This window comes from Aeromicrobium wangtongii, from assembly GCF_024584515.1.
In the GTDB taxonomy this organism is placed as follows: domain Bacteria; phylum Actinomycetota; class Actinomycetes; order Propionibacteriales; family Nocardioidaceae; genus Aeromicrobium; species Aeromicrobium wangtongii.
Map to the genome: position 1 here is coordinate 1,687,232 of NZ_CP102173.1, position 24,532 is coordinate 1,711,763.

At 69.5% G+C, this 24,532-nt stretch carries 22 protein-coding genes; 12 read left to right on the top strand and 10 right to left on the bottom strand.

The window, feature by feature from the left end:
- Window positions 1-15 precede the first annotated feature (15 nt).
- From uvrA to NQV15_RS08420, 10 genes are all read left to right on the top strand, one after another.
- On the top strand, window positions 16-2,874 hold the full coding sequence (gene uvrA, locus NQV15_RS08375; protein WP_232399368.1) for an excinuclease ABC subunit UvrA: 2,859 nt from the start codon (window positions 16-18) through the stop codon (window positions 2,872-2,874).
- A 174-nt stretch (window positions 2,875-3,048) separates the two neighbouring features.
- Entirely contained in the window at window positions 3,049-4,986 is a 1,938-nt protein-coding gene (uvrC, locus tag NQV15_RS08380) for an excinuclease ABC subunit UvrC (protein WP_232399369.1), read from the top strand.
- 22 nt (window positions 4,987-5,008) lie between these two features.
- On the top strand, window positions 5,009-5,869 hold the full coding sequence (rapZ, locus tag NQV15_RS08385) for an RNase adapter RapZ (RefSeq protein WP_255669749.1): 861 nt from the start codon (window positions 5,009-5,011) through the stop codon (window positions 5,867-5,869).
- A complete protein-coding gene (locus NQV15_RS08390; RefSeq protein WP_232399370.1) occupies window positions 5,866-6,846 on the top strand; it encodes a gluconeogenesis factor YvcK family protein in 981 nt (326 codons plus the stop codon). The genes rapZ and NQV15_RS08390 overlap by 4 nt, the downstream gene beginning before the upstream one ends.
- Before the next feature lie 57 nt (window positions 6,847-6,903).
- Complete coding sequence (gene whiA / locus NQV15_RS08395) at window positions 6,904-7,887, top strand: DNA-binding protein WhiA (protein ID WP_232399371.1); 984 nt, start codon at window positions 6,904-6,906, stop codon at window positions 7,885-7,887.
- Window positions 7,888-8,007: 120 nt separating this feature from the next.
- Entirely contained in the window at window positions 8,008-9,012 is a 1,005-nt protein-coding gene (gap, locus tag NQV15_RS08400; RefSeq protein ID WP_232399372.1) for a type I glyceraldehyde-3-phosphate dehydrogenase, read from the top strand.
- Window positions 9,013-9,016: 4 nt separating this feature from the next.
- The gene (locus tag NQV15_RS08405) at window positions 9,017-10,213 is read left to right on the top strand and encodes a phosphoglycerate kinase (RefSeq protein ID WP_232399373.1); all 1,197 of its coding nucleotides are present in this window, start codon (window positions 9,017-9,019) and stop codon (window positions 10,211-10,213) included.
- On the top strand, window positions 10,210-11,013 hold the full coding sequence (tpiA, locus tag NQV15_RS08410) for a triose-phosphate isomerase (RefSeq protein WP_232399374.1): 804 nt from the start codon (window positions 10,210-10,212) through the stop codon (window positions 11,011-11,013). The genes NQV15_RS08405 and tpiA overlap by 4 nt, the downstream gene beginning before the upstream one ends.
- A gap of 15 nt (window positions 11,014-11,028) precedes the next feature.
- Window positions 11,029-11,265 (top strand): preprotein translocase subunit SecG, encoded by a 237-nt coding sequence (secG, locus tag NQV15_RS08415; RefSeq protein WP_232399375.1) that lies wholly within the window; start codon window positions 11,029-11,031, stop codon window positions 11,263-11,265.
- Window positions 11,265-11,618, top strand: coding sequence for an RNA polymerase-binding protein RbpA (locus NQV15_RS08420; protein ID WP_257125110.1), 354 nt, complete (start codon window positions 11,265-11,267; stop codon window positions 11,616-11,618). Before secG ends, NQV15_RS08420 begins: the two co-directional genes overlap by 1 nt.
- 126 nt (window positions 11,619-11,744) lie before the next feature.
- Here the strand turns inward: NQV15_RS08420 and NQV15_RS08425 are convergent, their stop codons facing one another.
- Genes NQV15_RS08425 through tkt form a run of 7 tightly spaced genes read right to left on the bottom strand, consistent with a single transcriptional unit; the run spans window position 11,745 to window position 20,610 of the window.
- Complete coding sequence (locus NQV15_RS08425; protein ID WP_232399377.1) at window positions 11,745-12,587, bottom strand: alpha/beta fold hydrolase; 843 nt, start codon at window positions 12,585-12,587, stop codon at window positions 11,745-11,747.
- Entirely contained in the window at window positions 12,584-13,285 is a 702-nt protein-coding gene (gene pgl / locus NQV15_RS08430) for a 6-phosphogluconolactonase (protein WP_232399378.1), read from the bottom strand. The genes NQV15_RS08425 and pgl overlap by 4 nt, the downstream gene beginning before the upstream one ends.
- Window positions 13,282-14,184: a glucose-6-phosphate dehydrogenase assembly protein OpcA gene (locus NQV15_RS08435; RefSeq protein ID WP_232399379.1), complete on the bottom strand. Its 903-nt coding sequence runs from the start codon at window positions 14,182-14,184 to the stop codon at window positions 13,282-13,284. Before NQV15_RS08435 ends, pgl begins: the two co-directional genes overlap by 4 nt.
- On the bottom strand, window positions 14,184-15,719 hold the full coding sequence (zwf, locus tag NQV15_RS08440) for a glucose-6-phosphate dehydrogenase (protein ID WP_232399380.1): 1,536 nt from the start codon (window positions 15,717-15,719) through the stop codon (window positions 14,184-14,186). The genes NQV15_RS08435 and zwf overlap by 1 nt, the downstream gene beginning before the upstream one ends.
- A complete protein-coding gene (locus NQV15_RS08445) occupies window positions 15,716-17,299 on the bottom strand; it encodes a glucose-6-phosphate isomerase (protein WP_232399381.1) in 1,584 nt (527 codons plus the stop codon). Before NQV15_RS08445 ends, zwf begins: the two co-directional genes overlap by 4 nt.
- Window positions 17,300-17,302: 3 nt before the next feature.
- Window positions 17,303-18,391, bottom strand: coding sequence for a transaldolase (gene tal / locus NQV15_RS08450; RefSeq protein ID WP_232399382.1), 1,089 nt, complete (start codon window positions 18,389-18,391; stop codon window positions 17,303-17,305).
- Window positions 18,392-18,435: 44 nt separating this feature from the next.
- Window positions 18,436-20,610, bottom strand: a complete 2,175-nt coding sequence (tkt, locus tag NQV15_RS08455; RefSeq protein WP_232399383.1) for a transketolase — start codon at window positions 20,608-20,610, stop codon at window positions 18,436-18,438.
- 88 nt (window positions 20,611-20,698) lie between these two features.
- Between tkt and NQV15_RS08460 the strand changes: the two genes are divergently transcribed.
- A complete protein-coding gene (locus NQV15_RS08460; RefSeq protein ID WP_232399384.1) occupies window positions 20,699-21,640 on the top strand; it encodes a heme o synthase in 942 nt (313 codons plus the stop codon).
- 8 nt (window positions 21,641-21,648) lie between these two features.
- On the opposite strand, the gene NQV15_RS08465 is transcribed toward NQV15_RS08460, so the two are convergent.
- On the bottom strand, window positions 21,649-22,437 hold the full coding sequence (locus NQV15_RS08465; RefSeq protein WP_232399385.1) for an inositol monophosphatase family protein: 789 nt from the start codon (window positions 22,435-22,437) through the stop codon (window positions 21,649-21,651).
- 81 nt (window positions 22,438-22,518) lie between these two features.
- On the opposite strand from NQV15_RS08465, the gene NQV15_RS08470 reads away from it, so the two are divergent.
- On the top strand, window positions 22,519-22,884 hold the full coding sequence (locus tag NQV15_RS08470) for a DUF1330 domain-containing protein (RefSeq protein ID WP_232399386.1): 366 nt from the start codon (window positions 22,519-22,521) through the stop codon (window positions 22,882-22,884).
- Between the two features lie 3 nt (window positions 22,885-22,887).
- On the opposite strand, the gene NQV15_RS08475 is transcribed toward NQV15_RS08470, so the two are convergent.
- Window positions 22,888-23,577 (bottom strand): DUF6989 domain-containing protein, encoded by a 690-nt coding sequence (locus tag NQV15_RS08475; RefSeq protein ID WP_232399387.1) that lies wholly within the window; start codon window positions 23,575-23,577, stop codon window positions 22,888-22,890.
- 31 nt (window positions 23,578-23,608) lie between these two features.
- A complete protein-coding gene (locus NQV15_RS08480; RefSeq protein WP_232399388.1) occupies window positions 23,609-24,529 on the bottom strand; it encodes a COX15/CtaA family protein in 921 nt (306 codons plus the stop codon).
- Window positions 24,530-24,532 lie beyond the last annotated feature (3 nt).

Sequence of the window (24,532 nt, forward strand, 5' to 3'; positions counted from 1 at the left end):
GAAACAGGGGAGCCAGTGACCGATCGCCTCGTCATCCGCGGCGCACGAGAGCACAACCTCAAGGACGTCTCGCTCGATCTGCCGCGAGACTCCCTCATTGTGTTCACCGGCCTGTCGGGCTCGGGCAAGTCGTCACTGGCCTTCGACACGATCTTCGCCGAGGGCCAGCGTCGGTACGTCGAGTCCCTGTCGGCGTACGCCCGCCAGTTCCTGGGCCAGATGGACAAGCCGGACGTCGACTTCATCGAGGGCCTTTCGCCCGCGGTGTCGATCGACCAGAAGTCCACGAGCCGCAACCCGCGCTCGACCGTCGGCACGATCACCGAGGTCTACGACTACCTCCGCCTGCTCTACGCGCGCGCCGGTCGGGCCCACTGCCCCAAGTGCGGCGAGCCGATCGCACGGCAGACGCCCCAGCAGATCGTCGACCGCATCCTCGCCGGCGAGGAGGGCACCCGCTTCCAGGTGCTCGCGCCGGTCATCCGCGGCCGCAAGGGCGAGTACCTCGAGCTGTTCCGTCAGCTGCAGTCGCAGGGCTACAGCCGCACCATCGTCGACGGCGAGGTGCACATGCTCGCCGATGAGCCGCCCAAGCTCACCAAGCAGAAGAAGCACACGATCGACGTCGTGGTCGACCGTCTGCAGGTCAAGGCCTCGCAGCAGCAGCGTCTCACCGAGTCGATCGAGACGGCGCTCGAGCTGGCCGACGGCCTGGTGATCATCGACTACGTCGACCTCGACCCCAAGGACGAGAACCGCACGCGCCGCTTCTCCGAGAAGCTGGCCTGCCCCAACGACCATCCGCTCGAGGTCGACGAGCTCGAGCCGCGCTCGTTCTCGTTCAACGCCCCCTTCGGCGCCTGCCCCGAGTGCCATGGTCTCGGCACCCGCATGGAGGTCGACGCCGAGCTGGTCGTCCCCGACGACTCCAAGTCGCTCAACGAGGGCGCCGTGGTGCCGTGGGCATCCGCCCATGTCGCCGACTACTACTCCCGCCTCATCGGCGCGCTCGCCGACGAGCTCGGCTTCAGCGCCGACACCCCGTGGCGTGACCTGAGCGACGAGGTGCAGGAGGCGATCCTGCGCGGCCACTCCACCAAGGTCCACGTGCGCTACAAGAACCGCTACGGGCGCGTCCGTTCGTACTACACCGAGTTCGAGGGTGCGATCACCTACATCGAGCGCCGGCACGCCGAGACCGAGTCCGACACCAGCAAGGAGCGCCTCGAGGGCTTCATGCGCGAGGTGCCGTGCCGGGTGTGCAAGGGCACCCGCCTGCGCCCGGTCATCCTGGCGGTGACGCTGAACTCCACGGAGTACGGACCCAAGAACATCGCCGAGGTCTGCGCCCTGTCGATCCGCGAGGCCGCCGACTACCTCAAGACGCTGGAGATGAGCGATCGCGAGCGTCAGATCGGTGAGCAGGTGCTCAAGGAGATCAACGAGCGGCTGCGCTTCCTGCTCGACGTCGGCCTGGACTACCTGGCGCTCGACCGTGCCGCCGGCACCCTGTCCGGTGGTGAGGCGCAGCGCATCCGCCTGGCCACGCAGATCGGTGCCGGCCTGGTCGGCGTCCTCTACGTCCTGGACGAGCCGTCGATCGGCCTGCACCAGCGCGACAACCAGCGCCTCATCGAGACGCTGGTCCGACTGCGCGACCTCGGCAATACGCTGATCGTCGTCGAGCACGACGAGGACACGATCCGCGCGGCCGACTGGGCCGTCGACATCGGTCCGGGCGCGGGCGAGCACGGCGGACAGGTCATCGTCTCCGGCCCGGTGCAGGAGCTCTACGACAGCAAGGACTCGCTGACCGGTCAGTACCTGTCGGGTCGCAAGTCGATCCCGCTGCCGGAGAAGCGCCGCAAGCGGGTCAAGGGCCGTGAGCTGCGCGTGCGCGGGGCCAAGGAGAACAACCTGCGCGACATCGACGTGACGTTCCCGCTGGGCATGCTCGTCTCGGTCACGGGTGTCTCCGGCTCGGGCAAGTCGACGCTGGTCAACGACATCCTCTACACGCAGCTGGCTCGCAGCGTCTACGGCGCCCGGACGATCCCCGGCCGGCACCGCACGATCGAGGGTCTCGACCAGATCGACAAGGTCATCCACGTCGACCAGTCGCCGATCGGTCGCACCCCGCGGTCCAACCCGGCCACGTACACCGGCGTCTTCGACCACGTCCGCAAGCTGTTCGCGCAGACACCCGAGGCCAAGATGCGCGGCTACCAGCAGGGCCGGTTCTCGTTCAACGTCAAGGGCGGACGCTGCGAGGCGTGCTCCGGCGACGGCACGATCAAGATCGAGATGAACTTCCTGCCCGACGTGTACGTCCCGTGCGAGGTCTGCCACGGCGCCCGCTACAACCGCGAGACGCTCGAGGTGCTCTACAAGGGCAAGTCGATCGCCGACGTCCTCGACATGCCGATCGAGGAGGCCGTCGAGTTCTTCGAGGCGCACAACGTCATCGCGCGTCACCTGCGCACCCTGGTCGAGGTCGGCCTGGGCTACGTCCGGCTGGGCCAGCCGGCCACGACGTTGTCCGGTGGCGAGTCGCAGCGGGTCAAGCTGTCGGCCGAGCTGCAGAAGCGCTCGACCGGCCGCACCGTGTACGTCCTGGACGAGCCCACGACCGGTCTGCACTTCGAGGACATCCGCAAGCTGCTGGGCGTCCTGCAGCGCATCGTCGACACCGGCAACTCGGTCATCGTCATCGAGCACAACCTGGACGTCATCAAGACGTCCGACTGGGTCCTGGACATGGGTCCGGAGGGCGGCAGCGGCGGTGGCCTGCTGATCGCCGAGGGCACACCCGAGGACGTCGCCGAGGTCGAGGGCAGCTACACCGGCAAGTTCCTCAAGCCGCTGCTGGCCTGACGGCGGGACGGATCTTTCGGCCTTTCGGCTGCCCTGGCACCCGGAACGTCGAAAGATCCGTCCTCCCGCGGCGCGCCGGGCACCGATGTGTCGGCGTTCGCGCTGCTGCAGCGACCGAAATGCAGAAAGATCCGTCCCCCGGAGGTGTCCGGGGCCGACCGTAGAGTAGGTGCCGTGGCAGATCCAGCGACCTATCGACCGGCGCCGGGGGAGATCCCGACCGCGCCGGGGGTCTACCGGTTCCGCGACGACGAGAAGCGGGTCATCTACGTCGGCAAGGCCAAGTCGCTGCGCCCGCGGCTGAGCTCGTACTTCCAGGACATCAGCAACCTGCACCCGCGCACGCAGCAGATGGTGACCACGGCCAGCTCCGTGGACTGGACGGTCGTCGACACCGAGGTCGAGGCGCTGGCGCTGGAGTACTCGTGGATCAAGGAGTTCGATCCGCGGTTCAACGTCAAGTATCGCGACGACAAGTCGTACCCGTGGCTGGCGGTGACTGTCAGCGAGGAGTTCCCACGGGTCACCGTGATGCGCGGCGCGCAGCGCAAGGGCGTCCGCTACTTCGGCCCGTACGGACACGCCTGGGCGATCCGCGACACCGTCGACACGCTGCTGCGGGTGTTCCCGATGCGATCGTGCTCGGCCGGCGTCTTCCGCCGCGCGAAGGCGATCGGGCGGCCCTGCCTGCTGGGTGACATCGGCAAGTGCGCCGCGCCGTGCGTCGGCCGGGTCAGCCCCGAGGAGCACCGCGCGATCGTCAACGACTTCCTGGCCTTCATGGGCGGGCAGACCGCAGGGTTCACCAAGCGCATCGAGACCAAGATGCTCGAGGCGTCCGCCCGTGAGGAGTACGAGCTCGCCGCCAAGCTGCGCGACGATCTCGGCGCGCTGCAGCGGGTGCTGGAGAAGCAGACCGTGGTGTTCGGCGACGGCACCGACGCCGACGTGCTCGGATTCGTCGACGACCCGCTGGAGATCGCCGTCCAGATCTTCTCGGTCCGCGGCGGACGCATCCGCGGACAGCGCGGCTGGGTGGCCGAGAAGGCCGACGAGGCCGAGTTCCCCGAGCTGGTCCAGCGTGCGCTCATGACGCTGTACCAGGACGCGAACGCCGCGGCCGTCCCGCGCGAGGTGCTCGTGCCGGCCATGCCGTCGGACGTCGACGTGGTCACCGAGCTGCTGAGCGAGCGGCGCGAGGGTCCGGTCAAGATCCGCGTGCCCAAGCGCGGCGACAAGCGGGCCCTGATGCAGACCGTCGAGCAGAACGCCAAGCAGTCGCTGATGCGCCACAAGATGAAGCGCACGTCCGACCTGACGGCGCGCAGCCTCGCCCTGGAGGAGATCCAGGCGGCCCTCGACCTGGAGACCGCGCCGCTGCGCATCGAGTGCTACGACATCTCCAACCTCGGCGCCACCGAGACCGTGGCGTCGATGGTCGTGTTCGAGGACGGTCTGCCGCGCAAGTCCGAGTACCGCCGGTTCACGATCCGCAACGAGGGCCAGAGCGATGTCGCGGCGATGCACGAGGTCATCACCCGCCGGTTCAGCGCGTTGCTGCGCGCCCGTGAGGACAATGACGACGACGGACCCGGCATCGACCCGGAGACCGGCAAGCCCCGGCGCTTCGCGTACACGCCGGCGCTCGTCGTGGTCGACGGCGGCCCGCCGCAGGTGGCCGCAGCCCATGCCGCCCTGACAGAGCTCGGTCTGACCGACATCGCCCTGGTCGGCCTGGCCAAGCGCCTGGAGGAGGTGTGGCTGCCCGATGACGACGACCCGGTCATCCTGCCGCGCACCAGCGAGGGCCTCTACCTGCTGCAGCGGTTGCGCGACGAGGCGCACCGGTTCGCGATCAGTCACCACCGCGGGCGCCGCAGCAAGTCGATGATCGAGAGCGTCCTCGACCCGGTGCCCGGGCTCGGCCCGACCCGTCGCAAGGCGCTGCTCAAGAGCTTCGGCTCGGTCAAGAAGCTGAGGGCCGCCACGGCCGAGGAGATCGCCATGGTTCCCGGGATCGGCGCGGCTACGGCACAATCGATCGTGGAGGCACTGGCCTCCACCGAGGCGGCACCGGCCGTGAACACCGCCACCGGCGAGATCCTCGAGTGACACCGATGACAGGAGACATCCGTTGACCCAGCTCAGCCAGTTCGTGCTCGTGACGGGCATGACCGGCGCCGGCCGTGGCTCCGCCGCGAAGGTCCTCGAGAAGCTCGGCTACTACGTCATCGACAACATCCCGCCCGAGCTGCTGCCCGGCGCGGTGGAGACGATCGGGAAGTCCGACGAGATCGAGAAGCTGGCCGTCGTGGTCGACGCGCGCTCGCGGGGGTTCTTCGCCGGCCTCGTCGACGCCCTCGAGTCGTTGCGCGACAGCGGCGTCAACCCCCGCATCCTGTATCTGGAGGCGTCCGACGAGGTGCTCGTGCGCCGCCAGGAGGCCGCCCGCCGCCCGCACCCGCTCAGCCACGAGGGTCGCCTGATGGACGGCTTCGACCGCGAGCGGGAGCTGTTGCGCGACATCCGCGGGATGGCCGACATCGTCGTGGACACCACGACGCTGAACGTCCACCAGCTCGGCCAGCGGGTCCACGCGGCGTTCGAGGACGCCGACTCGGGGATGCGCGCATCGGTCATGTCGTTCGGCTTCAAGTACGGCATCCCCATCGATGCCGACATGGTCGCCGATCTGCGCTTCCTGCCCAATCCGTACTGGATCGAGCAGCTGCGTCCGCTGAGCGGGCTGGACGAGCCGGTGAGGGAGTATGTCCTGCGCCAGCCGCGCGCCGAGGAGTTCCTGGAGCAGTACGAGAAGCTCGTCGCGCTGCTGACCGGCGGCTACCTCAACGAGGACAAGCACTTCTTGACCATCGCGATCGGCTGCACGGGCGGCCGGCACCGCAGCGTCGCGATGTCGGAGGCCTTCGCCGACCGACTGCGCGCCCAGGGCGTCCGCACCCTCGTGGTCCACCGCGACCTGGGGCGCGAGTGATCGAGCGTCCACCCCGCCCGCAGCGGCCTGAACGGTTCGACGGTGACCTGAAGGTCGTCTCCCTCGGCGGCGGCCACGGCCTGGCGGCGAGCCTGTCGGCGCTGCGGCGACTCACGACCGAGCTGACGGGTGTCGTGACGGTCGCCGACAACGGGGGATCGTCGGGACGCCTGCGCCAGGAGCTCGGCGGCCTGCCCCCGGGCGACCTGCGGATGGCCCTGGCCGCGCTGTGCGGCGACGACGAGTGGGGACGCACGTGGGCCGGGGTCCTGCAGCACCGCTTCAACGGAGACGGGCCGTTGGAGGGGCACGCGGTCGGCAACCTGCTGATCGCCGCGATCTGGGAGCAGCTGGGCGATCACGTCGCCGGTCTGGACCTGGTCGGTGACCTGCTCGGGGCGCAGGGACGGGTTCTCCCGATGGCCGCCGTTCCGCTGGACATCGAGGCCGATGTCCACCTCCGGTCGGCACCCGACCGGCTCACCGTCGTGCGCGGACAGGTCGAGGTCGCCTCGACCGAGGGTCAGGTCGTCAGCGTGCGGCTGGACCCGCCCGATCCGCCGGCGTGCCCCGAGGCGGTGGCGGCGGTCGAGGCCGCCGACTGGGTCGTGATCGGACCGGGGTCGTGGTTCACCAGTGTCATGCCCACGCTGCTGGTGCCAGGGCTGCGGGACGCGCTGATCGCGACGACAGCGAGCCGCGTCCTGGTGCTCAACCTGGCCGAGCAGCGGGGCGAGACCGAGGGCCTGAGCCCGACCGATCACCTCGATGTGCTGGCCGCCCACGCACCCGAGCTGGCCCTCGACGCGGTCATCGCCGACGCGAGCCTGATTGACACGCGTGGCACGCTGGAGTCGGCCACCCGTGCCCTCGGTGCCCGCCTGTTCGTGTCCGACGTGTCGGCCGGGCCGGGGTCCGATCAGCACGATCCTGCCCGTCTCGCAGCCGCATTCGGGCAAGTCATGCGACAGGCGTAGGGTGACACTTTCCACCGGACGAGCTCAGCTCGCCACGACCAGTAGGGGAACATCTGCATGGCGATGACGGCCCAGGTGAAGGCGGAGCTCGCCAGCACCACGATCACGAAGTCGTGCTGCCGCAAGGCCGAAGTCTCCTCGATGTTGCGCTTCTCCGGCGGACTGCACATCGTCTCGGGACGCATCGTGGTCGAGGCCGAGCTCGACACGGGTGCCGCCGCCCGCCGCCTGCGCCGCGACATCGCCGAGATCTACGGGCACGACAGCGAGATCCTGGTGATGCAGAACGCCGGTATTCGCAAGGACACGCACTACGTCGTGCGGGTCTCCAAGGACGGTGAGGCGCTCGCCCGCCAGACCGGTCTGATCGACGGCAGCGGCCGTCCCATCCGTGGCCTCCCGCCACAGGTCGTGTCCGGATCGTCCTGCGACGCCGTCGCGGCCTGGCGCGGATCGTTCCTCGCGCACGGCTCGTTGACCGAGCCCGGCCGCTCGTCCGCCCTCGAGGTCAGCTGCCCCAGCCCGGAGGCCGCCCTGGCGCTGGTGGGCGCCGCCCGTCGCGTCGGCATCAGCGCCAAGGCCCGTGAGGTCCGCGGCATCGACCGGGTCGTGATCCGCGACGGCGAGGCCATCGGCGCCCTGCTGACCCGCCTGGGCGCCCACGAGTCGCTGCTGGCCTGGGAGGAGCGCCGCATGCGCCGCGAGGTCCGCGCGACGGCCAACCGGCTGGCGAACTTCGACGATGCGAACCTGCGCCGCTCGGCCCGCGCCGCCGTGGCCGCCGGTGCGCGCGCCCAGCGTGCCCTGGAGATCCTCGGTGAGGACGTCCCCGATCACCTCAAGATGGCCGGCAGGCTGCGCGTCGAGCACCGCCAGGCGAGCCTCGAGGAGCTCGGCCAGCTGCACGAGCCGGCCCTCACCAAGGACGCCATCGCCGGCCGCATCCGCCGGCTGCTCGCGATGGCCGACAAGCGCGCCGAGGAGCTCGGCATCCCCGACACCGAGTCGAGCCTGGGCGACGAAGTCCTCGCCGACGACTAGTCGCATCGACCGGCCTGTGGGCTGGATCACGAGAAACACCGCAGGTGACTCGCCGGTAGCGCCGGCGCCTCGGTAGGGTGGAGTCGTTATCCACCCGATCCAGCAGGAGATCAGTTACCCGTGACCGTACGCGTAGGCATCAATGGATTTGGCCGCATCGGCCGCAACTTCTTCCGCGCGGCCCGTGCCGCCGGGGCTGACATCGAGATCGTCGCCGTCAACGACCTGACGGACAACAAGACGCTCGCGCACCTGCTCAAGTACGACTCGATCCTCGGCCGCCTCGACGCCGACGTCACCTACGACGAGACGTCGATCTACGTCGGCGAGCAGAAGATCGTCGCCTTCGAGGAGCGCGACCCGGCCAAGCTCGACTGGGCCAGCGTGGGTGTCGACATCGTCATCGAGTCGACCGGCTTCTTCACCGACGCCACGAAGGCCAAGGCGCACATCGACGGCGGTGCGAAGAAGGTCATCATCTCCGCTCCGGCGAAGAACGAGGACGTCACGATCGTCATGGGCGTCAACCACGAGCTCTACGATCCGGCCGCCCACACGGTCATCTCCAACGCCTCGTGCACCACGAACTGCCTCGCCCCGATGGCCAAGGCGCTCAACGACGCGCTGGGCATCGAGAAGGGCCTGATGACCACGATCCACGCGTACACGCAGGACCAGAACCTGCAGGACGCGCCGCACAGCGACCTGCGTCGTGCCCGCGCCGCCAACCTGAGCATCATCCCGACGTCGACCGGCGCTGCCAAGGCCGTCAGCCTCGTGCTGCCCGAGCTCAAGGGCAAGCTGGACGGCTACGCGCTGCGCGTCCCGGTCCCGACCGGTTCGGCCACCGACCTGACGTTCACCGCTTCGCGCGAGACGACGGTCGAAGAGGTCAACCAGATCGTCAAGGACGCCGCTGAGGGCGCCATGAAGGGCTTCCTGGTCTACACCGAGGACCCGATCGTCTCGGCCGACATCGTCACCGACCCGGCGTCGTGCATCTTCGACTCGGGCCTGACCAAGGTCATCGGCGACCAGGTCAAGGTCGTCGGCTGGTACGACAACGAGTGGGGCTACTCCAACCGTCTGGCCGACCTGGTCGTCCACGTCGGCGCCACGCTCTAAGCCTGTGCAGACGATCGACGATCTGGGCGACCTGCGCGGCAAGCGCGTCCTCGTCCGCAGCGATCTCAACGTGCCGCTGGACGGGCGCACGATCACCGACGACGGCCGGGTGCGCGCGAGCGTCCCGACCATCAAGCGTCTTGCCGACGCAGGTGCCCGTGTCCTGGTGACGGCCCACCTGGGCCGGCCCGACGGCGTGCCCAACCAGGACTACTCTCTGGCGCCGGTCGCCGAGCGGCTCGCTGAGCTGCTCGGCGCCCCGGTGCTGTTCGCGAACGACACCGTCGGTCCCGAGGCGCACCGCATCGCTGCGGCGCTGCGGGACGGGCAGGTCGCCGTCCTGCAGAACGTCCGGTTCAACGAGGGCGAGACCAGCAAGGACGATGCCGTGCGCGGCGCGTTCGCCGACGAGCTCGCCTCGCTGGCCGATGTGTTCGTGTCCGACGGGTTCGGGGTCGTGCACCGCAAGCAGGCCAGCGTCTACGACATCGCGACCCGGCTACCGGCCGCGGTCGGCGGTCTCGTGGAGGCCGAGGTCACGGTGCTCAAGCGCCTGACCGAGAGCCCCGAGCGTCCGTACACCGTCGTCCTGGGTGGGTCGAAGGTGTCCGACAAGCTCGGCGTCATCGACAACCTGCTCAGCAAGGCGGACAACCTGCTGATCGGCGGCGGGATGGTCTTCACCTTCCTGGCGGCGCAGGGTCACGAGGTCGGTCAGTCGCTGCTCGAGGAGGACCAGCTCGAGATCGCCAAGGGCTACATCGAGCAGGCCGAGGCACAGGGCGTCCGCCTCGTGCTGCCGACCGACATCGTGGTGGCACCGAAGTTCGCCGATGCGGATGCCTCCACGGTGTCCGCCGACGCGATGCCGGCCGACCAGCTCGGTCTCGACATCGGTCCGGCCTCGGCCGAGGCCTTCGCCGAGATCATCCGCGGCTCGCGCACGGTGTTCTGGAACGGGCCCATGGGCGTGTTCGAGATGTCCTCGTTCGCGGCCGGCACCAAGGCCGTCGCCCAGGCGCTGACCGAGGTCGACGGACTGTCGGTCGTCGGCGGGGGAGACTCCGCCGCCGCGGTCCGCCAGCTCGGTTTCTCCGATGACCAGTTCGGCCACATCTCCACCGGTGGCGGGGCGAGCCTGGAGTACCTCGAGGGCAAGACGCTGCCCGGTCTCGCCATTCTCGAAGGGAACGACGCATGACGTCCGCACGCAAGCCGTTGATGGCCGGCAACTGGAAGTCCAACCTCAACCACCAGGAGGCCGTGGTCCTGGTCCAGAAGCTCGCCTGGACCCTGCAGGACAAGAAGCACGACTTCGAGCGTGCCGAGGTCGTCGTGATCCCGCCGTTCACCGACATCCGCAGCGTCCAGACGCTCGTCGACGGTGACCGGCTCATGATCGGCTACGGCGCCCAGGACGTCTCCGAGCACGACGGCGGGGCGTACACCGGTGAGATCACCGCGGCGATGCTCGCGAAGCTGGGCTGCTCCTACGTTGTGGTGGGGCACTCCGAGCGTCGTGAGTACCACGGCGAGACCGATGCCGTGGTGAACGTCAAGGCCACCAAGGCGCTCGCAGCGGGCATCAGCCCGATCGTGTGCGTCGGCGAGGGCCTGGACGTCCGCCAGGCCGGCGAGCACGTCGCGTACACGCTCGACCAGATCGACGGCTCGTTGGCCGGCCTGACGGCCGACCAGATGGCCGATGTGGTCATCGCCTACGAGCCGGTCTGGGCCATCGGCACCGGCGAGGTCGCCACTCCCGAGGACGCCCAGGAGGTCTGCGCGGCCATCCGTGGGCGTGTCGAACAGACCTGGTCGTCCGAGGTGGCCGCGGCAACGCGTATCCTTTACGGCGGGTCGGTGAAAGCGGCGAACATTGCCGCCATCATGGCGAAGTCGGATGTCGACGGAGCCCTGGTCGGCGGTGCAAGCCTCCAAGCGGAGGAGTTCGCCGGGATTGCCCGCTTCTATGCCATGCCGGATCTCTCCGGCGCCTGACAACGAAGGTCTGACGTGATTCTGACGTTTTCCATACTCCTGGCGATCAGCAGCCTGCTGATGATCGTGCTGGTCCTGATGCACAAGGGACGGGGAGGCGGCCTGTCCGACATGTTCGGTGGTGGCGTGTCCAGCTCGCTGGGCGGTTCGTCCGTCGCCGAGCGCAACCTCGACCGCATCACGGTCGGTATCGCAGTCGTCTGGGTCGTGTGCATCATCGCACTCGGCCTGCTCCTGAAGGTGAGTAACTAGTGGCAGCAGGTGCTATCCGGGGTAGTCGTATCGGCTCCGGTCCCATGGGTGAGGCAGAGCGTGGCGAGGCGGCTCCCCGCCAGTTCGTGACGTTCTTCTGCATCAACAACCACACGACCGAGCTGCAGTTCGCGATCGAGGCCGAGGTGCCGGAGTCGTGGGACTGCCCGCGCTGCGGCATGCCGGCCAGCGTGGACTCCGACAACCGTCCGACGGCCAAGAAGATCGAGCCGTACAAGACGCACCTGGCCTACGTGAAGGAGCGTCGCTCCGAGACCGAGGCCGACGAGATCCTGAAGGAAGCCGTCGAGATGCTGCGCAGCAAGCGCAAGTCCGGCGAGATCATCTTCTAGACCTCCCGCCGGTGGTGGTCGGTTTACCACGGTCCCACCGCAAACCTCGTCCGCCCACTGGAGATTTCCGGTGGGCGGACGACGTTTGCCAGGGGACCGTGGTAAACCGTCACCAGCGGGGACGTCTCAGGGCAGCTGCTCGGCCAGGAACTGGACGACCTGGGTCGCGAAGACGTCATTGTCGTCGCCGGCGACCATGTGCCCGGCCTTCGCCTCGCGCACGACCGCGTGCCCGATCAGCTGCTGCAGCTCGGCGGCGCCCTCGGGCGACACCACATCGGACGACGCTCCCCGCACGAGCAGGGTGGGGACGGTGACACGTTCCGCGGCGGCCTTGAGCCGGGCGTAGCCGGCTTCTCGACTCGGCTCGTCGCGGACCCGCAGGAACGCCGGGTCCCAGTGCCAGCGCCAACGCCCGTCCTCGCCACGTCGGACGTTCTTGGTGAGGCCGCTCAGGTTCGAAGGGCGCTTGCGGTGCGGGTTGTACGCCGCGATCGCGTCGGCGACCTCGTCCAGCGAGCCGAAGCCGTCGGGGGCGCTGGCCATGAAGTCCAGGATGCGTCGTGTGCCGACGGCCTCGACCCGCGGAGCCACGTCGACGAGCACCAGCGCGCGGGCCAGCCCGGGCGTCTCGCCCGCGGCCACCAGGGATGTCATGCCGCCCAGCGACGCGCCGATGAGCACCGGGGGCTCACCGACGGCATCGATGACCCGCTGCAGATCTCCCACCAGGGCGTCGATGGAGTAGTCGGCTTCTGCGTCCCAGTCGCTGTCGCCGTGGCCGCGGGCGTCCAGCGACATCGTCGTCCAGCCGGCGTCGGCGAACCGGGCGCCGCTGCGTGCCCAGGAGTGACGGGTCTGCCCGCCGCCGTGCAGGAGCAGGACCGTCCCGAGCGGGTCCGCGACCGCCCAGCGGTCACCCACGAGCATCCCGGCTGCGCCCTGGAACTTGATGGTCTCCGGCGTCATGCGGGCAGCTTCGAGGCCGCGGCCTCGTCGAGCAGCCACACGGTCTCGTCGAGCCCTGCAGCGCCCGCTGCCGGGGTGGAGTCGACATCGGCGCCGCCCACCGCGCGCGCGACCGCCTCGGCCTTCCCCTCGCCCGACACGATCAGCCAGACGCTGCGCGCGTGGTTGAGCGCCGGATAGGTCAACGAGATGCGTTGCGGCGGCGGCTTGGGGGAGTCGAACACCTCCACCGCCCGCCGAGTGGTCTCGTGCACCTGCGGGAAGCCGGGGAACAGTGATGCGATGTGTCCGTCCGGTCCGACGCCGTGCAGCACCAGGTCGAAGGGATCTGCCGGCAGCGTGGCGGCGTAGCCGTCGGCGGCCTCGGCCATGCTCTCGGAGCAGCCGTGGGCCGGCATCGCGTGGATGCGCGCCTCGGGCACGCCGAGCCGGGTCAGGAAGGCGTCGCGGGCCTGCTGGTCGTTGCGGTCGGCGTGCCCGGCCGGGACGAACCGCTCGTCGCCCCAGTAGAAGTCGACCGAGGACCAGTCGACGTCACCTGCCTGGATGCGCTCGTACGCGGCGATCGCGATGGTTCCGCCGGTCAGCACGACCGACGGGGTCCGTCCATCGGCCTGCACGGAGGCGAGGTGCTCGACGAGACGGTCGGCGATGCCCTGGGCGAGGCTGTCGGCGTCGGGCCAGATGTCGACGGTCATGAGTTCTCCAGCATGTGGTGGATCGTGTCGGCGTAGATGTCGTCGGCGTCGAGACGGCGCAGGTCTTCGGCGAGCAGCATCGCCAGTGGTCGAGCACCCAGCGGCACCTCACGCGGTGAGGAGCCGGGGACGCTGAACTGGCACGACGTGCTGTCGATGCGCTCGATCACGACATCGCCGACCGAGGTGTTCAGCACGACCGACATGATCTGCTCGGCGTCGGTGCGCTTGGCCGTGATCGAGATGCCCAGCCGGCTCTCCAGCCACGCCACGAGCAGCGTCGCCGCCGGGTTGCTGGCGCTGGCCGTCACGGTGCCGCCGGTGACCTCGCCGGGGGACTGGTCCAGTGCCGCGGCCAGCAGCGCACGCCATGGGGTCAGCCTGGTCCACGACAGATCCGTGTCGCCGGGGGAGTAGGCACGGGCGACGGCCTTCAGGGAGCGGGTCGGCGAGTCAGTGGCCTCGGCGTCGGTCAGCCGGCGGCGGGCGAGCTGCCCGATCGCGTCCTTGGACGGATCGGCCGGCGGCTTGCCCGGCCACCACACGACGACGGGGGAGTCCGGCAGCAGCAGCGGCAGGACGACGGACTCGGCATGCTTCGTCAGCTCACCGGAGATGCGCAGCAGGATGGACTCGCCCGACGAGCTCTCGCCGACCCGCACCTTGGCGTTGAGCTTGGCCGCGCCACGCCCGTCGCCCAGGATGACGCCGATGATCCGCGAGGGGTGCTCGCGCGACAGCATCGTGGCGGTCTTGAGCGCCTCGCTGACGTTCTCGTCGTCGGTGACGACCAGCAGCGTCAGCACCATGTCCATGGCCGGGCTGCCGGCAGCGGACCGCGCCTTGACCAGTGCTCGGGCGATGCGGGACGAATTGGTGTTCTCGAGCGCGATCTCCACTACGGACGCCTCCAGGTGCGGCCGTCGCGGGCCATCATCTCGTCTGCGGACGCAGGGCCCCACGTGCCGGCCTGATAGGTGTCCATCGTGCCGTCCTTCCGCCAGTGCTCGATCACGGGATCGAGGATCTTCCAGGCCAGCTCGACCTCCTGGTGCTGCGGGAACAGCGGCGGATCGCCCAGGAGCACGTCCAGGATGAGTCGCTCGTACGCCTCGGGGCTGCTCTCGACGAAGGCGCCGCCGTACGCGAAGTCCATGTTGACGTCACGGATCTCCATCGTGGTGCCCGGGACCTTCGCGCCGAAGCGCAGCGTGACACCCTCGTCGGGCTGGATGCGCATGACCAGCGCGTTCTGGCCCAGCTCCTCGATGTCATTCTTGCTGAACGGCTGGTGCGGGGCGCGCTTGAAGACGACCGCGACCTCGGTGACCCGTCGTCCCAGACGCTTGCCCGTGCGCAGGTAGAACGGCACACCCGCCCAGCGCCGGGTCGAGACGTCGACGCGGATCGCCGCATACGTCTCCGCGCGGGAGTCCGGCTTCACGCCCTCCTCCTCGAGGTATCCGCGCACCTTCTCGCCACCGGCCCAGCCGGCGACGTACTGCGCCTGAGCGGTGTGCAGGTCCAGGTCGTCGGCCGGACGCGCATTCGCGAGGATCTTCTGCTTCTCCAGGCGAAGGCTCCGGGCGTTGAACGAGACGGGCTCCTCCATCGCGATGAGCGCCATCAGCTGCAGGAGGTGGTTCTGGATGACGTCGCGGGCCGCGCCGATGCTGTCGTAGTAGCCGGCGCGTGATCCGATGCCGATGTCCTCGGCCATCGTGATCTGCACGTGGTCGACGTAGTGGCTGTTCCAGATCGGCTCGAACATCCCGTTGGCGAAGCGGAAGGCCAAGATGTTCTGGACCGTCTCCTTGCCCAGGTAGTGGTCGATGCGGAAGACCGACTCGCTGGAGAAGACGTCGCCGACGATGCGGTTGAGCTCCTCGGCCGAGGCCAGGTCGTGCCCGAACGGCTTCTCGATGACGACCCGGCGCCATCCCTTGGCCGAGGTCGCCAGCCCGTGCTTCTTGATCTGCGAGACGACGACAGGGAACAGACCCGGGGGGATCGACAGGTAGAAGGCGTGATTGCCGCCGGTGCCCTGCTGCTCGTCGAGGTCGGCCATCGTGTCGGCCAGCCGCTCCCAGGCCTCGTCGTCGTCGAACTCGCCCGGGACGAACCGGATGCCGGCGGCCAGCTGCTTCCAGACCGTCTCGCTCCACGGCGTGCGGGCGCCGTCCTTGGCCGCATCGCGGATCAGGGTGGAGAACGACTCCGTGCCGAAGTCCTGGCGGGCGAATCCCACCAGGGCGAAGCCGGGAGGCAGCAGACCCCGGTTGGCCAGGTCGTAGACGGCCGGGATGAGCTTCTTCTTGGCCAGGTCGCCGGTGACGCCGAACAGGATCAGGCTGCAGGGCCCCGCGATGCGGGGGAGCCGCCGATCGCGCGGGTCCCGGAGCGGGTTGCTGACATCCACCGGGCGTTCGGTCATTCCAGCAGCCCTCGGATCGTCTCCAGGCCGGCTGGCACATCGCTCAGGTGCAGCCGCAGCACCGGTCGGCCGTGATCGCGAAGGACCGCCGCGTCACCCGCGGCCTGCGAGTCGATGAACGAGCCGAAGGTGAAGTCGCGGCCCGCGATCGGCAGGTCGTGCTCCGGCGCGCCCGTGACCTGCAGGAACACGCCGTTCGGCGTGCCGCCCTTGTGGTACTGACCGGTCGAGTGCAGGAAGCGCGGTCCCCAGCCGAAGGTCACCGGACGCCCGAGGCGGGCCGCGGCGACCTCACGGACCTCGGCGAAGTCGGCGTACGCCAGGCGATCGAGGTAGACCTGTATCGCCAGGTAGCCCGCGTCGAGATCGACCTGGTCGAGCAGCGCCCGTACCGATTCGGCCAGCGACGAGCCGCTGCCGTAGACGTCGATGCCGTTCTCGGTGTAGTCCGGCGACGGGACCGACCCGGCGCCGTCCAGCAGCTCACGGGCGGCCTTCTTCGCGCTCTCCACGTCGGGCTGGTCGAAGGGATCGATACCGATCGCCCGCCCGGCCACGGCGACCGCGACCTCCCACAGCAGCATCTGGGCGCCGAGGGAGCCCTGCAGGGCAGCCGCGTAGCCGGACTGCGCCTTGGGTGCCTCGTCCGTGCCGATCGAGACCAGGACGGAGTCCGATGTGCTGGGGTTGAAGTTGACGGCGTTCTCGAACGGCACGACGACCGGCAGGATGCCCTTGCCGAGCTTGCCGGTCGACTCGGCGACCAGCTGCTCGATCCAGTCACCCACCCCGTGGCCGGTCTGGTCCGACAGCACCAGCTTGTCGACGCCGTGGGCGTTGGCGACGCCGAGCATGACGCCCAGCTGCAGCGCGGGATTGCTCGGGTCGTCGGCGTACAGGGACGCCTCGGCGTCCGCGGCACCGTCCAGCAGCGCGCCGATGTCCGCGCCGGCCAGCCCGCTGGGGACCAGGCCGAACGCGGTCAGCGCCGAGTAGCGCCCGCCGACGTGCGGATCGGCGCGAAAGACCCGGTAGCCGGTCTCGGTCGCCTGCTGGTCGAGCGGGGAGTCCGGGTCGGTCACGACGATGATGCGCTCGAGCGGGTCGATGCCGGCCTCGGTGAAGGCGTGCTCGTAGGCGCGTCGCTGGCTGTCGGTCTCGATCGTCCCGCCGGACTTGCTGGACACCACGACGACCGTCCGGTCCAGTCGATCGGCGATGGCCCCACGGACCATGTCAGGCTGCGAGGAGTCCAGCACCGTCAGGGCGACGCCGGCGGTGTGACAGATGACCTCCGGCGCGAGCGAGGACCCACCCATGCCGCACAGCACGATGTGGTCCAGACCCTTGCCCAGCAGCTGTTCGCGCAGCTCGGAGATCTCGCCCACCAGGGAGCGGGACGACTCGGGCAGGTGGGTCCAGCTGAGCCGGATGCTGGCCTCGGACTCCGCCTCAGGACCCCACAGCGTGGGGTCCTGGGCCGAGATTCGTGATGCGACCTGGTCGACGATGGCACTGCTCAGTGCCTCATCGAAGTCCTGCTGGGACGGGACACTGAGAACGACGTCGACCTCGGCCATGGATCAGGCCTTGTCGAGCTCGGCCTGGACCGTCTCGAGCAGCTCGTTCCAGGAGGCCTCGAACTTGTCGAGCCCTTCGTCCTCGAGCAGCCTGACGACCTCGTCGTAGGAGATCCCCTCGCGCTCCAGCGCCGCGAACGCGTCGCGCGACTCCTCGTACGTGTTGTGCACCCGGTCACCGATGACCTCGCCGTGATCGGCGAATGCCTCCAGCGTCTTCTCCGGCATCGTGTTGACGGTGCCGTTCACCACGAGCTCGGAGACGTAGAGCGTGTCCGGCAGGTTCGGGTCCTTGACGCCGGTCGACGCCCACAGCGGACGCTGCGGGTTGGCGCCCTTGGCCTTGAGGGCCTCGAAGCGGTCGGAGCCGAACATGTCCTCGTACGCCTCGAACGCGAGGCGGGCGTTGGCCAGGGCGGCCGTTCCGCGCAGCGGGCTGTCCTCCGGAAGCCGCTTGTCGACCTCGGTGTCGACCCGGCTGACGAAGAACGAGGCGACCGAGTGGATCGTCGACAGGTCGCGTCCGGCCTCGGCCGCCTGCTCCAGACCGCTCAGGTAGGCGTCCATGACGCCGCGGTAGCGCTCCAGGGAGAAGATCAGCGTCACGTTGACGCTGATGCCCTCGGCGATCGCGGCGGTGATCGCCGGAAGGCCCTCGAGCGTCGCCGGGATCTTGATCATGAGGTTCGGGCGGCTGACCCGCTCCCACAGCCGGTGGGCGAGCTTGATGGTGCCCTCGGTGTCGCGGGCCAGGTCGGGGTCGACCTCCAGCGAGACCCGGCCGTCGAAACCGCCGCTGGCCTCGTAGACCGGCATCATGATGTCGCAGCCGTTCTGGACGTCGGTCGTGGTGATCTCGAAGACGGTCGTGGCGATGTCGGCGCCGGACTCCTTGAGCTCCTTGACCTGCGGCTCGTACTTCTCACCCTTGGCCAGGGCCGAGGCGAAGATCGACGGGTTGGTCGTGACTCCGACGACACCGGACTCGGCGACGAGCTGGGCCAGGTTGCCGGACTCGATGCGCTCGCGGGACAGGTCGTCCAGCCAGATCGACACTCCCGCATCGGCGAGAGCCTTGAGACGGTCGTTCATGGGTGTGCTCCTTCGTGAGGAAACTTCTGCGGATCGCAGGCGCGTCAGTGGGTGGCTGCGTCTGCGTTGTCGCCGGGGCCGACGGGTCCCGCCGGCCGGGCGTGGAACGGGGCCGTGGGCTCGCCCGCCGCTGCGGCGATCGAGTCCTTGGCAGCTGCGACGACGGCCTCGGGCGTGATGCCGAACTTGTCGTAGAGCGTCTGGTAGTCCGCGGAGGCGCCGTAGTGCTCGATGCTCACGATGCGTCCGGCGTCGCCGACGATGTCGCGCCAACCCAGCGAGACACCCGCCTCGACGGACACCCGCGCGCGCAGCTGCGGGGGGATGACCTCGTCGCGGTACGCGGCGTCCTGCTGCTCGAACCACTCACGGCTCGGCATCGAGACGACCCGCGCCGAGATGCCCTCGGCGGCCAGCAGCTCGCGTGCCTTGACCGCGATCTGCACCTCCGAGCCGGTGCCGAACAAGATGACGTCCGGGGTGCCCTCGGTGTCGAGCAGCACGTAGGCGCCCTTGGCCGTCAGGCTGGCCTCGGCGTAGCCGTCGGTGCCACGAGGGAACGTGGGCAGGTTCTGGCGGGACAGCGCGAGCGCCGAGGGACGGTTGGTGTTGCCCATGACGGTGCGCCACGCCTCGATCGTCTCGTTGGCGTCCGCCGGACGGATGACGTCGAGACCGGGGATGGCCCGCAGGGCGGCCAGGTGCTCGATCGGCTGGTGCGTGGGTCCGTCCTCGCCCAGGCCGATGGAGTCGTGCGTCCACACGTACGTGACGGGCAGCTCCTGCAGGGCCGCCAGGCGGACCGCCGGGCGCATGTAGTCGCTGAACACCAGGAACGTGCCGCCGTACGGGCGGGTGAGCCCGTGCTGGACGATGCCGTTCATGATCGAGCCCATCGCGTGCTCGCGGATGCCGAAGTGCAGCACCCGGCCGTACCAGTCGCCCTTGAACTTCTCCGAGGAGCGCTCCGGCGGCAGGAAGGACGGCTCGCCCTTCGGGGTCGTGTTGTTGGAGCCGGCGAGGTCGGCCGAGCCGCCCCACAGCTCGGGAAGGCCACTGACGGCCGCAGACAGGAAGGCACCGGATGCCACACGGGTCGCGACACCCTTGGGATCGGCCTCGTAGACGGGCAGGTCGGCGTCCCAGCCCGCGGGCAGCTCACGGTTCTTGAGCCGCTCGAGCAGCGCCGCGCGCTCGGGGTTCGCCGAGGTCCAGGCGTCGAGGGACTCCTGCCAGACCTTGCGCTGGTCCGCGGCCCGGTCGCGCAGCGACTGGGTGTGCGCGATGACCTTGTCGTCGACGTCGAAGGTCTTGTCGGGGTCGAAGCCGAGCAGCTCCTTGGTCGCGCGGATCTCGTCGTCGCCGAGCGCCGATCCGTGCGATCCGCCGGTGCCCTGGGCCGTGGGGGCCGGCCAGGCGATGATCGTGCGCAGCTGGATGAAGCTGGGACGGTCGGTCACGGCCTCGGCGGCCTGGTAGGCGTCCCAGAGGGCCTGGACGTTCTCCTCGTACCCGGTGCCGCCGTTGGTCCAGTCGACGGTCTGGACGTGCCAGCCGTAGGCCTTGTAGCGGGCCGCGACGTCCTCGGTGAAGGCGATGTTGGTGTCGTCCTCGATCGAGATGCGGTTGTCGTCCCACAGCACCGTCAGGTTGCCGAGCTGCTGGGTGCCGGCGAGCGAGGACGCCTCGGCCGAGACGCCCTCCTCGAGGTCTCCGTCGGAGCAGATCGCGTAGATGTGGTGGTCGAACGGGCTCTCGCCGGCCGCGGCGTCGGGGTCGAGCAGCCCGCGCTCGCGCCGGGCGGCCATCGCGAAGCCCACGGCGTTGGCGACGCCCTGGCCCAGCGGGCCGGTGGTCACCTCGACACCGGGGGTGTGGTTGTACTCGGGGTGGCCGGGGGTCTGGCTGCCCCAGGTGCGCAGGCTCTTCAGGTCGTCCAGCGTCATCGGGTAGCCCGCGAGGTACAGCTGGATGTACTGCGTCAGGCTCGAGTGCCCGCACGAGAGCACGAAACGGTCACGGCCGGCCCAGTGCGGATCGGTGGGGTCGTGACGCATGACCTTCTGGAAGAGCAGATAGGCCGCGGGGGCCAGGCTCATGGCGGTGCCCGGGTGGCCGTTGCCGACCTTCTGCACCGCATCGGCGGCCAGGAGACGAGCAGTGTCCACGGCCTTCTTGTCGAGATCTGTCCACTCCAGCGAGCGGGTTCCGGACGTCACAGCTTGAGCTCCTGATCGTCGTTCTTTGGGGCTTGGCGGTCTGCCGTCGAAGGCCGACACGTTGAGCCTACTCGCGTCCCTTAGACTGATGCACGTGACTGCCGTGGATACGAACACCGTTAGTTCTACTGACGTACCCAGTTCTCCACCATTCACGGACGTGGTCAAGGGATATGTCGCCCTCACGAAGCCGCGCATCATCGAGCTGCTGCTGCTGACCACCGTCCCGGTCATGTTCCTCGCCGAGCAGGGCGTTCCGTCGCTGTGGCTGGTGCTCGCGACGTTCTGCGGTGGTGCGCTGTCCGCCGGCAGCGCCAACGCGCTGAACTGCGTCGTGGACGCCGACGTCGACCAGCTGATGCGTCGCACGTCGCGCCGGCCGCTGGCCCGCCACCAGATCCCGACCCGCAACGCGCTGATCTTCGGCCTGGTGCTCGGGGTCGTCTCGACCGCGATGCTCGGCTTCTGGGTCAACTGGCTGTCGGCCGGACTGGCGCTGGCCGCCAACGTGTTCTACGTCGTGGGCTACACGATGATCCTCAAGCGCCGCACGACCCAGAACATCGTGTGGGGCGGCGCCGCGGGCTGCTTCCCCGCCGTGATCGGCTGGACCGCCGTGACGGGCGAGATGGCGCTGGCGCCGTGGGTGCTGTTCCTGGTGATCTTCTTCTGGACTCCGCCGCACTTCTGGTCGCTCGCGATGCGGTACCGCGAGGACTACTCCGCGGCCAGCATCCCGATGCTGCCGTCGGTCGTCGGATCGGCCGAGGTCGCCCGCCAGATCGTCATCTACACCTGGGCCATGGTCGGCACGTCGCTGGTGCTGTGGCCGCTGGCCACCGGCTGGTTCTACCCGGCCGTCGCGATCGTGCTCGGCATCGTCTTCCTGGTGGAGGCGTACGACCTGAAGTCGCGCGCCCAGGACACCGAGGACCTGTCGATCATCAAGCCGATGCGGCTGTTCCACTTCAGCAACGCCTACCTGGCCCTGCTGTTCGTCGCCGCGGCGATCGACCCCTTCCTGCGCTAGCCCTCCGCTCAGCTGGCCTGCAGGCGCTGCAGGAGCTGCTCGAGGGCCAGCGGGTTCCCGGCGAGGTGCCAGCGGTGCCCCCGGTGGTGGACGACCGCGGTGCGTCCGCCGGCCGCCTCCACGATCGCCTGGCCGGGCAGCCAGTCCCACTCCGCCGTGGAGTGCTGTGCCCACACCCCGATGCGCCCGGTGGCGACGCTGGACAGATCCATCGAGCCGGACCCGAACAGGCGCGGGGTCGCCACGCCGGCCACCATCGCCAGCCAGGGCTGCAGGACGTCCGGGTCCGTCAGGGTGGTGGGATGGATGTAGGTCGCCATGCTGCACTCCGCCAGCGGACGGTCCGCGAGCGGCTCGAGCTCCTTGCCGTCCAGCGTCGTCGGCAGATCACGTCCGCCGAGCCACGTCTCCCCGCTGCTGGGCTGGTGGACGGCGCCGAGCACGACACCGTCCTCGTCGCGCAACGCCAGGGCGCTGCACCAGTAGGCCAGGCCCGACACGAAGTTGTAGGTCCCGTCGACCGGGTCGATGACCCAGGTGCGGCCGCTCGTGCCGGTGTGGGCGGCGCCCTCCTCGCCCAGGATGCCGTCGTCGGGCCGGACGCGCCGCAGGGTCTGCATGACGAGCTCCTCGGCGGCCCGGTCGGCGGCCGTGACGACGTCGGAGATCGAGGTCTTGAAGTCGGTGCGCAGGCCCTCGTCGCGCATGCGGGACGCGAGCGATCCGGCGGACGTCACGAGGAACACCGCGAGGTCGGCATCGCTGACGGACGGTTCGACATTCCATTCCACGGACATGGTCGAAGTCTATGAGTCGCTCCGGGACCCCCGGCGGACGCTACGGTGAACGCCACACGTCCACCCGCAAGGAGAGCCGCGATGCCCGTCGACCCCACCGGAGCCGATCTCAAGCGCTACCTCGCCGAGGACCCCGGGGGACCGGTGGTGATGCTGAACCTGTTGAAGTTCACCGAGACGGGACGGCCGAGCTACCAGAAGTACGCCGACGAGATCCAGCCGTTCCTGGACAAGGTCGGCGGCCGGGTCGTCTACGTCGGCGACACGTCCACGGCACTGGTGGCCCCCGACGGTTTCGACTGGGACGCCGTGCTGCTGGTGGAGTACCCGAGCCGGCAGGCCTTCAGCGCGATGGTCGCCGATCCGGACTACCAGGGCATCACCGAGCTGCGGACCGAGGCGCTCTCGGAGGCGGTCCTCCAGGCCACGACGCGCTGGGGCAGCTGAGCGTCAGCCGGTGATGCGCCAGCCGGCCACGTCGATCAGGAAGTGGGCCAGGACGAGCGCACCCAGGTAGAACGTCGAGACGGCCAGCGCTGCCCCGACACGAGGCCACGCTCCGAGGCGTCGGGTCGCGGTGAAGGCGACCGCGGTGGCCCAGCCGAGCGCCGCCTCGGCCGGGACGACGTAGATCGCGACGCCGGCCCACCGGGTGGTGTCCCCGGTCGGCTCCCACAGGCCCAGGGCCGGTGCCGCGATCTCCGCGCCGAGGAACACGACGGCCGAGAGCAGCGCCGCGCGTCCTGGACGGCCACCCGCGAGGGCTACTGCGATGAACAGCGGCGCCACCCACATGCCGGCCATCGCGACGGGGATGACATCGTCCACGCGCAGGCCACCTGTGTCGGGGAAGCGCAGGGTCCCGATCAGGTCCGCCAGCACCCAGTCCGGCAGGACCTGGAACACCGAGACCGGCACCAGGAAGGCGGCCAGCGCGGCCAGGTCGTCGCGGCCCGAACGCCGTGCCGCCACCTGCAGCGCGATGACGTAGGCGAGGACGGTGGCGAGCACGCCCCAGCCCTGCGCGGGCCGGGGGAGCGCCAGGCTCAGCCCGCCTGCCAGCACCAGGCCGGCGTGGACGAGCAGGAGTGGCGTGAGATCCGACGACCGGACGTCCGTGGCAGCCGGGCTGGTGGGCATCAGGTCACCGTAGGGGTGCCCCGCCCACAGGTCAACGGATCGAGGACGCCTCGCGCCGGGTAGTGCTCAGCTCGGCCTCGGTGCGCGAGGACAGGACCTCGACCAGCAGTCTCGTCCCGACGGCGATCAGGACCGCCGCTCCGACCAGGTGCGTCGCGACGAGCGCGATCGGCAGGTCGGTGAAGTACTGGACGAAGCCGATGACGCCCTGCGCCACCTCGGCCACCAGGAGCCACACGGCGAGGCGGGCCAGCGGCGTCCGGCGCAGCACGAAGCACACGGCGACGGTCAGCAGGACCAGTCCGTAGACGACCCAGGCGTGCACGTGGCTCATGAACGCGGGATCGAGCCCGTTGCGCGGGGCGTTGTCGTCGCCCGCGTGCGGGCCGCTCCCGGTGACGATGGTGCCGAGGTAGACCACGACCCACAGCACCGCGTAGGTGGCCAGGACGAGGGCTGCCGCGCGTGGGGGCACGGTCTGGGTGGCCGCCCCGCGGACCCGGACGACCAGCAGCACCGAGGCGGCCACCAGCATCAACGACAGCAGCAGGTGCAGGGAGACGATCCACGGATTGAGGTCGGTCAGCACCGTGATGCCGCCGATGACGCCCTGGAAGGGGACGCCCAGCGCGATGAGAACGGCGAGCCGGCGCAGGCTGCGGGACGTCCCGGACCAGCGCCACACCGCGACCAGCGTCGCGACGACCACGACGATCAGGACGTAGGTCAGCAGGCGGTTGCCGAACTCGATGACGCCGTGGGCACCGAGCTCACGGTGGGGGACGAACGACTCGTCGGTGCACTTGGGCCACGTCGGGCAGCCGAGGCCGGATCCGGTCAGGCGGACGAGCCCTCCGGTCAGGATGATGACGGTGTTGGCGACCACCGCCGCCCACGCCCATCGCTCGACCGACGTGTCGGTGGGCCTGCGAAGGCCCAAGCCGTTGTTCATGAC